The sequence below is a fragment of the Streptomyces winkii genome (assembly GCF_032248595.1).
Lineage (GTDB): Bacteria > Actinomycetota > Actinomycetes > Streptomycetales > Streptomycetaceae > Streptomyces > Streptomyces winkii.
The window spans coordinates 37807-50971 of sequence record NZ_JASTTH010000005.1 but is presented as its reverse complement, the minus strand read 5'-3'; the positions used below and the strand labels follow the sequence as shown (position 1 = coordinate 50971).

The 13165-nt window shown below is 71.6% G+C and carries 12 protein-coding genes; 5 read left to right on the top strand and 7 right to left on the bottom strand.

Translation table 11 applies throughout. The features are described 5' to 3' along the window. Window positions 1-81: 81 nt before the first annotated feature. Genes QQM67_RS15990 through QQM67_RS15980 form a run of 3 tightly spaced genes read right to left on the bottom strand, consistent with a single transcriptional unit; the run spans window position 82 to window position 3061 of the window. Window positions 82-1293 (bottom strand): dipeptidase, encoded by a 1212-nt coding sequence (locus QQM67_RS15990; RefSeq protein ID WP_314174552.1) that lies wholly within the window; start codon window positions 1291-1293, stop codon window positions 82-84. Continuing rightward, window positions 1293-1829, bottom strand: coding sequence for a 5-(carboxyamino)imidazole ribonucleotide mutase (gene purE, locus QQM67_RS15985; protein ID WP_314174551.1), 537 nt, complete (start codon window positions 1827-1829; stop codon window positions 1293-1295). Before purE ends, QQM67_RS15990 begins: the two co-directional genes overlap by 1 nt. Beyond that, complete coding sequence (locus QQM67_RS15980; protein ID WP_399067089.1) at window positions 1826-3061, bottom strand: 5-(carboxyamino)imidazole ribonucleotide synthase; 1236 nt, start codon at window positions 3059-3061, stop codon at window positions 1826-1828. Before QQM67_RS15980 ends, purE begins: the two co-directional genes overlap by 4 nt. A 258-nt stretch (window positions 3062-3319) precedes the next feature. Between QQM67_RS15980 and QQM67_RS15975 the strand changes: the two genes are divergently transcribed. Further along, window positions 3320-3859, top strand: a complete 540-nt coding sequence (locus tag QQM67_RS15975; protein WP_314174549.1) for a GtrA family protein — start codon at window positions 3320-3322, stop codon at window positions 3857-3859. Here QQM67_RS15975 and QQM67_RS15970 read toward each other — a convergent pair. Then, the gene (locus QQM67_RS15970; protein WP_314174548.1) at window positions 3770-5056 is read right to left on the bottom strand and encodes an ATP-binding protein; all 1287 of its coding nucleotides are present in this window, start codon (window positions 5054-5056) and stop codon (window positions 3770-3772) included. The two genes, QQM67_RS15975 and QQM67_RS15970, sit on opposite strands and share 90 nt — an antisense overlap. Before the next feature lie 235 nt (window positions 5057-5291). Then, complete coding sequence (locus QQM67_RS15965) at window positions 5292-5972, bottom strand: response regulator transcription factor (RefSeq protein WP_314174547.1); 681 nt, start codon at window positions 5970-5972, stop codon at window positions 5292-5294. Between the two features lie 547 nt (window positions 5973-6519). On the opposite strand from QQM67_RS15965, the gene QQM67_RS15960 reads away from it, so the two are divergent. Together QQM67_RS15960 and QQM67_RS15955 are read left to right on the top strand one after the other, a co-directional pair. Then, window positions 6520-8025, top strand: a complete 1506-nt coding sequence (locus QQM67_RS15960; protein ID WP_314174546.1) for a peptide MFS transporter — start codon at window positions 6520-6522, stop codon at window positions 8023-8025. A 189-nt stretch (window positions 8026-8214) separates the two neighbouring features. Beyond that, window positions 8215-9276, top strand: a complete 1062-nt coding sequence (locus QQM67_RS15955; protein ID WP_314174545.1) for an alpha/beta hydrolase — start codon at window positions 8215-8217, stop codon at window positions 9274-9276. Window positions 9277-9363: 87 nt separating this feature from the next. Here the strand turns inward: QQM67_RS15955 and QQM67_RS15950 are convergent, their stop codons facing one another. Then, entirely contained in the window at window positions 9364-10551 is a 1188-nt protein-coding gene (locus QQM67_RS15950) for an acyl-CoA dehydrogenase (protein ID WP_314174544.1), read from the bottom strand. A 207-nt stretch (window positions 10552-10758) separates the two neighbouring features. Here QQM67_RS15950 and QQM67_RS15945 point away from each other — a divergent pair, with 207 nt between their 5' ends. After that, a complete protein-coding gene (locus QQM67_RS15945) occupies window positions 10759-12111 on the top strand; it encodes a UDP-glucose dehydrogenase family protein (RefSeq protein ID WP_314174543.1) in 1353 nt (450 codons plus the stop codon). Between the two features lie 37 nt (window positions 12112-12148). Here the strand turns inward: QQM67_RS15945 and QQM67_RS15940 are convergent, their stop codons facing one another. Continuing rightward, window positions 12149-12703 (bottom strand): CGNR zinc finger domain-containing protein, encoded by a 555-nt coding sequence (locus QQM67_RS15940; RefSeq protein WP_314174542.1) that lies wholly within the window; start codon window positions 12701-12703, stop codon window positions 12149-12151. Between the two features lie 76 nt (window positions 12704-12779). Here QQM67_RS15940 and QQM67_RS15935 point away from each other — a divergent pair, with 76 nt between their 5' ends. Next, window positions 12780-13157, top strand: coding sequence for a VOC family protein (locus tag QQM67_RS15935; RefSeq protein WP_314174541.1), 378 nt, complete (start codon window positions 12780-12782; stop codon window positions 13155-13157). Window positions 13158-13165 lie beyond the last annotated feature (8 nt).

Here is a 13165-nt window from a genome sequence, read left to right as displayed (position 1 = left end):
TAACGTGAGTAAGCACTGCCCCGCCCCGCCCCGCACCGCGCCGCCCGCGCCGTCGCCGCGCACACCGCCGCGGCCCGTGCCTCAGCCGTCCTCGCCGTCCAGCGCGCCGATCGTCGCGATCGACGGCCCGCGCCGCTCCCGCAGTTCACGCGAGACCGCCTCCGCGTCGCCCAGCACGCGCACCGCGTTACGCCACGTCAGCTTCGCCAGATCCTCCTCCGACCAGCGCCGCCGCAGCAGTTCGGCCACGAGGTTCGGATAGCCGGAGACGTCCTCCAGCTGCGCCGGCAGGAGCGTCGTGCCGTCGAAGTCGCCGCCGATGCCGAGGTGGTCGATGCCGGCGGCCTCCCGCATATGGTCCAGGTGGTCCGCGACGGTCGAGGCGTCGGCGTACGGGCGCGGACGCTCCTGCTCGAAGGCGGCGTTGAGGCGCTCGGCCTCCTCGCCGCCGGCCAGCGGGTGGAGGCCGTGCGCGCGCAGGTTGTCCTCGGCGGCCCGCGCCCACTCGACGGCCTCCGGCAGGACGAACTTCGTCACGAAAGTCGCCATCGCCACACCGCCGTTGGCGGGCAGCGACTCCAGCACGTCGTCGGGGATGTTGCGCGGATGGCCGCACAGGGCGCGCGACGAGGAGTGCGAGAAGATCACCGGCGCCTCGCTCACCCGCAGGGCGTCCCGCATGGTCGACGCGGCGACGTGCGAGAGGTCGACGAGCATCCCCAGCCGGTTCATCTCCCGTACGACCTCCTCGCCGAAGCGCGTGAGGCCGCCGTGGCGCGGCTCGTCCGTCGCCGAGTCCGCCCAGTCGACGTTGTCGTTGTGCGTCAGCGTCATGTAGCGCACGCCCAGCCGGTGCAGCGCGCGCAGCGTCGCGAGGGAGTTGTTGATGGAGTGGCCGCCCTCGGCGCCCATCAGTGACGCGATGCGGCCCTCCGAGCGCGCCGCCTCCATGTCCTCGGCGGTGCGCGCCAGCCGCAGTTCGCCGGGGTGGCGCTCCACGAACCGCAGTACGACGTCGATCTGTTCGAGGCACGCGCTGACCGCGTCGTCACCGGCGAAGTCGGACCGTACGAACACCGACCAGAACTGCGCCCCGACCCCGCCCGCTCGCAGCCGGGGGATGTCGGTGTGCAGCCGCCCGGACTGGTCCTGCGCGATGTCGCACCGGTCGAGGTCGTACGCGACGAGCTCGCGCAGCGCCCACGGCAGGTCGTTGTGCCCGTCGACCACCGGGTGTGCGGCGAGCAGTTCGCGTGCGCGGGTCAGCAGGGCCGGCTCCGCCCCCGCCGTCATCAGCCGCCCCCGAAGCCGAAGCCGGTCCTGCCGGCGGCGACCTTGCTGCGCAGCCGCCGGCCCTTCTCGGCGGCCTCCTCGTTCAGCTCGTCCTGGAACCGCCGCATGCGCTCCTGGAGTTCGGAGTCGTGCGCGGCGAGCATCCGTACGGCCAGCAGGCCGGCGTTGCGCGCGCCGCCGACCGAGACCGTCGCGACGGGCACGCCCGAGGGCATCTGCACGATGGAGAGCAGGGAGTCCATGCCGTCCAGGTACTTCAGCGGCACCGGCACGCCGATCACCGGCAGCGGCGTCACCGAGGCGAGCATGCCCGGCAGATGGGCCGCGCCGCCGGCGCCCGCGATGATGGCCCGCAGGCCACGGGCGGCCGCCTCCTCGCCGTACGTCACCATCTCGCGCGGCATGCGGTGCGCGGAGAGGACGTCGGCCTCGTAGGGCACCTCGAACTCGTCGAGGGCCTTGGCGGCTTCCTCCATGACGGGCCAGTCGGAGTCGGAGCCCATGACGAGGCCGACCAGCGGGGTTCCGTTCGTCATTCGGTGATCGTTCCTCGCAGATATCCGGCGGCGTGTGCGGCGCGTTCGCGTACGTCGGCCAGGTCGTCGCCGTAGGTGTTGACGTGGCCGACCTTGCGGCCGGGCTTCACGTCCTTGCCGTACATGTGGATCTTCAACTGCGGGTCGCGCGCCATGCAATGGCGGTACGCCGAGTACATGTCCGGGTAGTCGCCGCCCAGCACGTTCGCCATCACGGTCCAGCGGGCGCGGGCTCGGGGGTCGCCGAGCGGCAGATCGAGGACCGCGCGCAGGTGGTTGGCGAACTGCGAGGTGACCGCGCCGTCCTGGGTCCAGTGACCCGAGTTGTGCGGGCGCATCGCCAGCTCGTTGACCAGCACGCGCCCGTCGCGCGTCTCGAAGAGCTCCACCGCCATGTGCCCCACGACGCCGAGCTCCTGCGCGATCCGCAGCGCCATCTCCTGCGCCGCCACGGCCTCGTGGTCCGGAAGGCCCGGCGCGGGCGCGATCACCGTGTCGCAGACGCCGCCGACCTGGACCGACTCGACGACCGGATAGGCGACGGCCTGCCCGTGCGGCGAGCGCACCACGCAGGCGGCCAGTTCGCGCGCGAAGTCGACCTTTTCCTCCGCCAGTACGGGCACACCGGCGTTGAACGGGACGGCCGCCTCGCCGGGGGTGCGCGCGACCCAGACGCCCTTGCCGTCGTAGCCGCCGCGCACCGTCTTCAGCACGACGGGCACGGGGAAGCCGCCGTCCGCGGCCGTCCCGTCGCGCGTTCCGTCCGCGTCCGTACCCTCTGCGCCCGTACCGACTGCGCCCGTACCGCCCGCGTCCGTACCGGCGTCCGTTCCTGTGTCCGCCGCGAGCTCGCCCGCGAACGCCGCGACGTCCGCCGGGTCGCGCACGATCCGATGCCGCGGGCAGGGCACGCCCATGGCGTCCAGCCGGGCCCGCATGACGCCCTTGTCCTGGGCGTGCACGAGCGCGTCGGGGCCGGGGTGCACGGCGACGCCGTCCGCCTCCAGCGCGCGCAGATGCTCGGTCGGCACGTGCTCGTGGTCGAAGGTGACGACGTCGCAGCCGCGCGCGAACTCGCGCAGGGTGCCCAGGTCGCGGTGGTCTCCCACCACGACGTCGCGCACGACCAGCGCCGCGGAGTCCTGCGGGGTGTCCGAGAGAAGCCTGAATCTGATGCCGAGCGGAATGCCTGCCTCATGGGTCATGCGGGCGAGCTGGCCGCCACCGACCATGCCGACTACGGGGAACGTCACAACCTCAGCGTATCCGTACGGCGTCTACAGGGGTGCGCGGTGGGTGAACGGTACGAGAGGCCCGCGGGGCGCGGCACGGCACTCCGTACGACTCACCGGAGGTGCCGCCCGCGCCGACGCGCCGCCCGGCGGCCCGTCCTTCGGGGGCCCCGCTCGGGCGCGCTGCGCGGGCGGATGCCCGCTGGTTAGCATGTGCGGCGGGGGACGGACGACGGCGACCGAACGGGGAACGGCACAATGGGTGACTGGAGCGCAGCGCGTGCGCTGAGAGGACTCCGCGACCGGCTCGAACGCCTCTTCCGCGAGGCCGCCAAGTTCGGCGCGGTCGGCGCCGTGGGGTTCCTGGTCAACGTGGCCGTCTTCAACCTGTGCATCCACACTCTCCAGTTGGCGCCCATCCGCTCCGGCGTGATCTCCCAGGTCGTCGCGATCGGCACCAACTACCTGGGCAACCGCTACTGGACGTACCGGCACACCGACAAGCGCCGCATCCACCGCGAGACGATGCTGTTCTTCTTCTTCAGCGGCATCGCCCTCGTCATCGAGAACGCCGTGCTCGCCATCTCCCACTACGGCCTGGACTACACCTCGCCGCTCGCCGACAACATCGCGAAGAACGTCGTCGGCCTCGGCATCGGCACCGTCTTCCGCTTCTGGACGTACCGCACCTGGGTCTTCCGGTCCGGTTCAGGCCGCGTCCTCGCCGCCGCCTCGGCCTCCGCCGACGGTCTCCCGGCTGAGGAACAGCGCGAACACCGGCGGGTGGTGCTGAAGTAGCTCCAGCCGGCCGCCGTCCGCCTCGGCCAGATCGCGGGCGACGGCGAGGCCGAGGCCGGTGGAGTTGTGGCCGCTGACGGTCCGTTCGAAGACGCGCGAGCCCAGCTGCGGGTCGACCCCGGGACCCTCGTCCGTCACCTCCACGACGACCTGGTTGCCGGTGACGCGGGTGCGCAGGGCGACCCGTCCGGCTCCGTGCATCAGGGAGTTCTCGATCAGCGTCGCCAGCACCCCGGCGACCGCGCCGGGCGTGCCCACGACGCGCAGCTTCGGCTTCCCGGACCGTACGATCGCGCGCCCCGCGCCGCGGTAGGCGGGCTTCCACTCCTCGACCTGCTGCTTGAGCACCTCGTCGAGGTCGAAGCCGACGGCCGAAGCCGAGCGCGGGTCGCGGGAGTTGGTCAGCAGCCGCTGCACGACGTCGGTGAGCCGCTCGACCTGTGCGAGGGCGATCGTCGCCTCCTCCTTGACCGTCGCACGGTCCTCCGGGTCGTCGGTGTCGGCGGTGGCGATGATCTCCTCCAGCCGCATCGACAGCGCGGTCAGCGGCGTACGGAGCTGGTGCGACGCGTCCGCGGCGAGCCGGCGCTCGGCGGTCAGCATCCGCCCGATGCGGTCCGCGCTGCCGTCCAGCACGTCGGCGACGCGGTCCAGTTCGGGCACGCCGTAGCGGCGGTGCCGGGGGCGCGGGTCGCCGGAGCCGAGCCGCTCCGCGGTCTCGGCGAGGTCGGTGAGCGGAGCGGCGACGCGATGCGCCTGCCGTACGGCGAGGATGGCCGCCGCGGCGACGGCGAGCAACGCGACGGCGAGGATGATCAGCAGCGTTCGGCCCAGCTCGTCGTAGACCGAGCTGTATCCCTGCCGGACGGTGATGCGCTCGCCGTGCGCCCCGGTCTGCGACGCCTCGATGACCTTGCCCTCGGGGCTCTTTCCCAGGGTGATGGCCTTCTTGCCGGGCACGTCGATGCGTACGTGGCGGTTGTGGGGCACGGCGTTGTTCATGGTCGCCGGTGAGACCTGTTCGCCGGCGACGATGCGGCTCTCGACGACGGAGACGAGCTGCACGGCCTCCGACTTCACGCTGTCGCGGGCGCTGTTCTCGATGGAGCGGGACTCCACCAGGATCAGCGAGATGCCGAACACCGCGACGACGACGAGCACGACCGCGAGGGTGGAGAGGATCAGCCTGCGCCGCACGGCTCGCCCTCCGGGCGCGGGTGCCGGGGTCGCACGGCGCGGAGCCGGACGCCGAACCGGAGCCGAAGCCAGGGGCCGGACACGGCCCGGGCCAGGCGCTCACGCGCTCCGTGCGCCTGCTCACACGGCGGCTGCCCGTACGACTGCCCGCGCGCCCGCTCGTACGACTCGTACGGCGGCCCGCCCGGCGGACGCGGCGAGGGCACCGGCACGTTCACCCTCTCTCTCAGCTCTCTCAGCTCTTCTCGAACCGGAACCCGACGCCCCGCACGGTCGCGATGTAGCGCGGATTGGCGGCGTCGTCGCCGAGCTTCTTGCGGAGCCAGGAGATGTGCATGTCCAGCGTCTTGGTGGACGACCACCACGTGGTGTCCCAGACCTCGCGCATGAGCTGGTCGCGGGTGACGACCCGCCCGGCGTCCCGCACCAGCACCCGCAGCAGGTCGAACTCCTTGGCCGTCAGCTGGAGTTCCTCCTCGCCCATCCACACCCGGTGCGAGTCGACGTCGATGCGCACGCCGTGCGTGGCGGGCGGCGGGGCCGGCTCGGCGGCTGCCCCGCGCCGCAGCAGCGCACGCACGCGTGCGAGGAGCTCGGCGAGGCGGAAGGGCTTGGTGACGTAGTCGTCGGCGCCCGCGTCCAGCCCGACGACGGTGTCGACCTCGTCGGCGCGTGCGGTGAGGACGAGCACGGGGAAGGTGTGCCCCTCGTTGCGCAGCCGGCGGCAGACCTCCAGCCCGTCCATCCCGGGCAGACCGAGGTCGAGCACCACCAGGTCGATGCCGTCCTTGAGGCCTGCGTCGAGCGCTCCGGGACCGTCCTCGCGCACCTCGACCTCGTATCCCTCACGGCGCAGCGCACGGGCAAGGGGCTCCGAGATCGCGGAGTCGTCCTCGGCGAGCAGTACACGGGTCATGGCCCGATGGTAGTCCTCGTCGCCGAGCGTAAGGCCGGTCCCTGCCAACCAGCGCGGATCGTCGGAGATACCAACTCGTTACCTTCGAATTGGCAGGGAATTTACGCCTTGCGCCTGTGATCCTGCTCCCAATCCCTTCCGTTACGGGCACCCCCGTGACGTATGGTGAGCTGGCTTCCGGCGTGATCACCCAGGGGGCGGGGGCCCCGGCGGAGTCGGTCAGTGCGGCGGTGATCCTGTGTCGCCGGCCACGCGTGCCGTGTGCCCGTGGCCGGCCGGTCCGGCGGTTGACCTCCGCCGAGGGGGCGGGCTGGTACACGCACCGTCCGGTCCCGGAGACGTCGGCCCTCAGGACGCGCGCCCGCAAGGACCTCCCGCCGCCTTCCGGCTCCCGGGACGGTCCGGCGGAAGCGGCACCACAAGCCGAACCGATGTCCCCAGCGCCGGGCCCCGCGGTGTGAGAAGCACACGGGGCTGCAACGGACCCGGCGGCACCCCGCCTGCGTCCGTCACCGGCCCCCTTCTCACACAGCGAGGAACCCCCCACATGGCCTCCACAGCAGCGCCGAAGGACGCGCCGCAGCATCCGCCCGCGGCCGACGGCAAGACCTTCTTCGGTCACCCCCGCGGTCTCGCCACCCTCTTCATGACCGAGATGTGGGAGCGCTTCAGCTTCTACGGCATGCGCGCCCTTCTCGTCCTCTATCTGACGGCCGCCGTCGCCGAGGGCGGCATGGGCATGGCCTCGGCGACCGCCGTGGCGCTCTACTCCGTCTACAACGCCACCGTCTATCTGATGGCCATGCCGGGCGGCTGGCTCGGCGACCGCGTCTGGGGGCCGCGCAAGACGGTCGCGATATCCGCGTTCGTCATCATGATCGGCCACGCGCTGCTCGCGACGGGCGTCGATGCGCTCTTCTTCGCGGGCCTGGTCTTCATCGGCGTCGGCTCCGGCCTGCTGAAGGCCAACATCTCCACGATGGTCGGCCACCTCTACGCGGGCCCCAACGACCCCCGCAGGGACGGCGGATTCACCGTCTTCTACATGGGGATCAACATCGGCGCCTTCGCCGCGCCGCTGCTCATCGGCTGGGCCGGGCAGAAGGTCAGCTGGCACCTCGGCTTCGGCCTCGCCGCCGTCGGCATGGCCCTGGGCCTGATCCAGTTCCTGATCGGCACCCGCCACCTCGCGCCGCAGTCCAACGTCGTCCCGCAGCCGCTCGACGCGACCGACCGCAACAAGGCCATCCGCAACACCGTGATCGCCGCCGTCGTCGCCGCCGTCTTCTACGCCGCGGTGGTGCTCGCCGACGCCTTCACCATCGACTGGGTGCTGTGGCCGCTGAGCATCGCGGGCCTCGTGCTGCCCACGTACTACTTCGTACGGATGCGCCGCGACCGCGACGTCACCGAGGACGAGCGGAAGAAGCTCAGCGGCTACCTCTGGTTCTTCATCGCCGCGGCCATCTTCTGGATGATCTTCGATCAGTCCGGCTCGACGCTGAACCTCTTCGCCGAGAAGAGCACCGCGACCGACCTGTTCGGGATCGAGTTCCCCACGAGCTGGTTCCAGTCGGTCAACCCGCTGTGGGTGATGATCATCGCCCCGCTGCTGGCCGCGCTCTGGGTGAAGCTCGGCAGCCGCAACCCGGCCACCACGACCAAGTTCTCCTTCGGCCTGATCGGCATCGGCGTCTCCTTCGGCGTGATGATGCTGGCCATCGCCTCGGCCTCCGGGGGCGACAAGGTCACGCCGCTGTGGCTGATCACCGTCTATCTGCTCCAGACCGTCGCTGAGCTCTGCCTCTCGCCGGTCGGGCTGTCGGTGACGACGAAGCTCGCGCCCGCCAAGTACGCGAGCCAGCTGATGGGCGTGTGGTTCCTGGCGGTCACCGCGGGCGACTGCGTCTTCGCGATCGTCCAGCTCGTCCTCGGCGACGCGGCCAGCGGAAAGACGGGCTTCGCGGTGCAGGGCGTGCTCGCGGCGCTCGCGGGCTTCGTCTTCCTCGCGGCACGCAAGCGGATCAACCCGCTGCTGGGCTCCGTGAAGTAGCGAGTACGGCCACGAGTACGGCCCGTTCGTACGGCCGTGACGACGGCCATGGGCGCCGTCCCCGGCCCCGGCCCGGTTCCGCGAGAGCGGGCCCGGGTCCGGGGCCGGCGTGCGTCCGATCCGTGCCTCGGAGTCCGGGCCACGGAGAGTGCTGTTGCGGCCCGCGGTGGCCGCCCTGACGCTGGTGACGTGCACAGACTCGTCCTCGTACTCGTCACGTGTCTGGCGCTTGTCTTCTGTACGTCGCCGGTCGTGCGGGGCGGTCAGGAGCGCGGCGCGGCGCGGGAGGCAGGGGGCGGGCCCGGCGCAGAGCGGGACGTGCGGCCGGAGCATCGCACCTACTCCGGGGCGCCGTCCCGCACGTACTCCTACGGGCCGCTCGCGAAGCAGAGGCTGACCGCGTACGGCGACCGGAACCCGGCGCGGCCCGGCCCGCTCCGCACCGGCGTCGTCATCGTGCACGGAGGCTTCTGGTACCAGGACCGGTCCGCCGGATGGAACAAGTGGGCCCGGCGGATCGCCCACGCCGGCCCCGCTGTCTTCACCCTCGACTACCGCCCCAACACCGAGGCCCCCTGGCCCGCGCAGCGCGACGACGTGCTGCGCGCACTGCGCTGGATCCGGAGCCACTCCGAGCGCTTCGGCGTGGACCCGCACCGGATCGTGCTCCTCGGCTCCTCGGCGGGCGGGCAGGTCGCCACGAGCGCGGGGGCGTACGGGGCCGGACGGCTGCACCTCGCGGGCGTGGTCGCCCTCTCGCCCGTGGTCGACCCGTACCGCTCCTGGACGGCGTCCGACGCACCCGACGGCGACAAGGCGGGCATGCAGGTGCTGCGCGCCAACGCCGCACGGCTGGCGGGCTGCGAGCCGGGGCCGCCGCCCGGGAGCCGGCACCGGCCCGGTCCCGGTGCGGGGCAGTGGACGCCGCGGGAGGCCGGGCCGCCGGACGGCCGGACGCGCGACCCCGGGACGTGCCGTCGCGTCTGGCGGGACATGTCCGCGACCGAACACGCCTCCGGCGGCGACGATCCGCCGATGCTGCTCATCCACTCCCGGCACGACTTCGTGCCCGTCGAGCACTCCGAGGCGCTGCGCGAGACCGAGTTGCGGCACGGCATGGCGCCCGGCGACATCACCGTGGCGACGGTGCCGGGCGCGGAGCACGGCGGCGGGGTGCTCGGCAGTCCCGGCATGGAGCGGATGGTGCTGAGCTGGATCGCGGCCCGTACGCCAGGGGGCACCTTCCGGTGAAGCCAGGGCCGGTCAAGGACATACGAGGGCGCCTCGCGCGTCCGCGTGCGGGGCGCCCTCCTGCGTACGCCGCCTTCAGGCTCCGGGCTACGGCAGGTTGCGGGCCATCACGATCCGCTGCACCTGGTTGGTGCCCTCGTAGATCTGCGTGATCTTGGCGTCGCGCATCATCCGCTCGACCGGGTAGTCACGCGTGTAGCCGTAGCCGCCCAGCAGCTGGACCGCGTCCGTCGTGATCTCCATGGCCGCGTCCGACGCGTAGCACTTCGCGGCCGCACCGAAGAAGGTCAGGTCCTCGCCGGATCCACCGAGGGCGATGCGCTCGGACCTGGCGGCCGCCGCGTAGGTCAGCTGGCGGGCCGCTTCCAGCTTCATCGCCATGTCGGCCAGCATGAACTGCACGCCCTGGAAGTCGCCGACGGGCTTCCCGAACTGCTTGCGCTCGGCGACATAGCCCTTGGCGTAGTCGAGGGCGCCCTGCGCGATGCCGAGCGCCTGGGCGGCGATGGTGATCCGCGTGTGGTCCAGCGTCAGCATGGCGGTGGTGAAGCCGGTGCCCTCCTCGCCGAGCATGCGGTCGGCAGGAATGCGGACGTTGTCGAGGTACACCTCGCGCGTCGGGGAGCCCTTGATGCCCAGCTTCTTCTCCGGGGCGCCGAAGGAGACCCCTTCGTCGTCCTTCTCGACGACGAAGGCGGAGATGCCCTTCGTCCGCTTGTCCGGATCGGTCACGGCCATCACGGTGTAGTAGTCCGAGACCCCGGCGTTGGTGATCCAGCGCTTCACGCCGTTGAGCACGTAGTGGTCGCCGTCCCGCACGGCCTTGGTCTTCATGCCGCCCGCGTCCGAACCGGCGTCCGGCTCGCTCAGGCAGTACGAGAACATCGCCTCGCCCGCGGCGAGCGGCGCGAGATACCGCTTCTTCAGCTCCTCCGAGCCGGAGAGGATGACGGGCAGCGACCCGAGCTTGTTCACGGCGGGGATCAGCGAGGACGACGCGCACACACGGGCGACCTCCTCGATGACGATGACGGTCGCGAGGGCGTCGGCGCCCGCGCCGCCGTAGGCCTCGGGCACGTGCACCGCGTGCAGGTCGTTGGCCTCCAGCGCGTCCCGGGCCTCCTGCGGGAAGCGGGCCTCCTCGTCCACCTCGGTGGCGAAGGGTGCGATCTTCGCCTCGGAGAGGGCGCGCACCGAGTCCCTGAGCATGTCGTGCTCTTCTGACGGCCTGTAGAGGCCGAAGTCAGCGGCTGCGCTTTTTCCCGATGGCGCCAAGGTGTCTCACTCCTCATCAGCTCTGCGGTGCCGGCACGGCGAGCGTCAAGCATCTGCTAATTACCGTTAAGTAACCGAATTCTAGGGCCCGATGCCCGGCCCGGGATACGTGAGGTTCGCGACAGGCGGACCCCGATATGCTGCGCGGGCAGCGTTCCCGGAGCGTTCCAAGCGCCCTCCGCGTCGTCATACAGGAGCAACCCAACCATGGCCAACAGGGCCCCGCTCAAGATCACAGTGATCGGCACCGGTTACCTCGGCGCCACGCACGCAGCCGCCATGGCCGAACTCGGCTTCGAGGTGCTGGGCCTTGACATCTCGCCGGAGAAGATCGCGATGCTGGAGCGCGGCGAGACCCCGATGTACGAGCCGGGCCTCGAGGAGCTGCTGCGCAAGCACGTCGCGGATCTCCCGGATTCGAGCGGGAGGCTCCGCTTCACCACGTCCTACGAGGAGGTGGCGGAGTTCGGCGACATCCACTTCGTCTGCGTCAACACCCCGCAGAAGCACGGCGAGTACGCGTGCGACATGAGCTACGTCGACAGCGCGATCGAGGCGCTCGCTCCCCATCTGAGGCGTCCGGCCCTCGTCGTCGGCAAGTCGACGGTGCCGGTGGGCAGCGCCGCGCGGCTCGCGGACCGGCTCGCGCAGCTCGCGCCCGCGGGCGAGGAGGCGGAGCTGGCCTGGAACCCGGAGTTCCTCCGGGAGGGCCTGGCCGTCAAGGACACGCTGCACCCGGACCGCGTCGTCGTCGGCGTGCGCAGCGAGCGCGCGGAGCAGCAGCTGCGCGAGGTGTACGCGGCGCCGCTCGCCGAGGGCTCGCCCTTCATCGTCACCGACTTCCCGACCGCGGAGCTGGTGAAGACCTCGGCCAACTCCTTCCTCGCGACGAAGATCTCCTTCATCAACGCGATGGCCGAGGTGTGCGAGGCCGCGGACGGCGACGTGGTGAAGCTCGCCGAGGCCATAGGGCACGACGACCGCATCGGGCGGAAGTTCCTGCGCGCCGGCATCGGCTTCGGCGGCGGCTGCCTCCCGAAGGACATCCGCGCGTTCATGGCCCGCGCGGGCGAGCTGGGCGCGTCCGAGGCGCTGACCTTCCTGCGCGAGGTCGACTCCATCAACATGCGGCGCCGGGCGCAGATGGTCGAGCTGGCGCGGGAAGCGGTGGGCGGCACCCTGCTGGGCACGCGCATCGGCGTCCTGGGCGCCACGTTCAAGCCGGACTCCGACGACGTACGGGACTCGCCCGCGCTGAACGTCGCCGGGCAGCTGCATCTCCAGGGCGCACAGGTGACGGTCTACGACCCCAAGGGCATGGAGAACGCCCGCGCGCTCTTCCCGACCCTGCGCTACGCGCCCAGCGCGCTGGAGGCGGTGCGCGGCTCGGACGTCGTACTGCATCTGACGGAGTGGCGCGAGTTCCAGCAGCTCGACCCGGCGGCCCTCGGCGAGGTCGTCGCGGTGCGGCGCGTGCTGGACGGGCGCAACACCCTCGATCCGGCGGTGTGGCGCAAGGAGAACTGGAAGTTCCGCGCGCTGGGCCGGCCCACGGCGTAAGACCCGGCCCACCCGGCCCCATGTAGCCGCGCGGCGGCTAACTCGTGCGCTTCGCGCGGTAGGTCCGCATCTTGGCGCGGCTCCCGCACACCGCCATCGAGCACCAGCGGCCCCGGCCCGCCGGGCTGCGGTCGTAGAAGACCCACAGGCAGTCGTGCGCCTCGCACGCCTTGAGGCGCTGCCACGTCCCGTCCGCCTCCGCCGTGGCGATGCCCACGGCGATGCGGGCCGTCAGCAGCGGAAGACCCGTCAGCCCCTCCGCGGGGCGCAGGGCCGCACGCCCCGCCTCGTCCACGGCGACGACGAGCGGGGCGTCCTCGAGACGGCGGCGCAGCGCCTCGGACGCGCCGTGCGGCATGTCCGTGCCCGTGTGCGCGAGGCACGCGGAGCGCAGCGCCTCGCGCAGCTCGCACAGCACGGCGAGCTCGTGCGCCGCGGCGTCGTCGCCGCCCAGTCCCTCGATCCCGTGACGGCGTGCGAACTCGGCGACGCCGCCCGGCGCGGAGAGTGCGTCCTCACCCGTCTCGACGTCGAGTGTGTTCGTGAGCTCCTGCACCAGGACGAGGGCTTCCGGGGGCGATCGGTCGGTCACCCTTGCAACGTTACCGATGAAACGGCATCATCTGGTAACCAAGAGCGTTACCGGTAAACCACTTCAAGGGGTAACAATGGCCATCGCCTCCATGCAGACCGTGGTTCTGGACTGTCCGGACACCAAGCGCCTCGCCGAGTTCTACGCACAGGTCCTCGACTGGACCGTCGACCCGGACGGGACGGAGAAGTGGGTGGACGTCACCGGCCCCGGCGGGCAGCGGCTCTCCTTCCAGGAGTCACCCGGATTCATCCCGCCGCAGTGGCCCAGCGTGGAGCACGCCCAGCAGCTCCACCTCGATCTGGACGTGCCGAGGGAGCGCCTGGACGAGGCGGAGAAAGAGGTCATCGAACTGGGTGCCCGGCTGATCCAGGACGACGACGGCGGGAAGCGTGGCTTCCGCGTCTATCTGGACCCTGCCGGGCACCCGTTCTGTCTGTGCGCCTGCGACTGAGCCGCCGG

Bases quoted from the DNA above. Each gene is read 5' to 3' on its own strand.
- QQM67_RS15990 (WP_314174552.1), bottom strand. From the start codon at position 1,293: ATGACGGCGGGGGCGGAGCCGGCCCTGCTGACCCGCGCACGCGAACTG.
- purE (WP_314174551.1), bottom strand. From the start codon at position 1,829: ATGACGAACGGAACCCCGCTGGTCGGCCTCGTCATGGGCTCCGACTCC.
- QQM67_RS15980 (WP_399067089.1), bottom strand. From the start codon at position 3,061: ATGGTCGGTGGCGGCCAGCTCGCCCGCATGACCCATGAGGCAGGCATT.
- QQM67_RS15975 (WP_314174549.1), top strand. From the start codon at position 3,320: ATGGGTGACTGGAGCGCAGCGCGTGCGCTGAGAGGACTCCGCGACCGG.
- QQM67_RS15965 (WP_314174547.1), bottom strand. From the start codon at position 5,972: ATGACCCGTGTACTGCTCGCCGAGGACGACTCCGCGATCTCGGAGCCC.
- QQM67_RS15960 (WP_314174546.1), top strand. From the start codon at position 6,520: ATGGCCTCCACAGCAGCGCCGAAGGACGCGCCGCAGCATCCGCCCGCG.
- QQM67_RS15945 (WP_314174543.1), top strand. From the start codon at position 10,759: ATGGCCAACAGGGCCCCGCTCAAGATCACAGTGATCGGCACCGGTTAC.
- QQM67_RS15935 (WP_314174541.1), top strand. From the start codon at position 12,780: ATGGCCATCGCCTCCATGCAGACCGTGGTTCTGGACTGTCCGGACACC.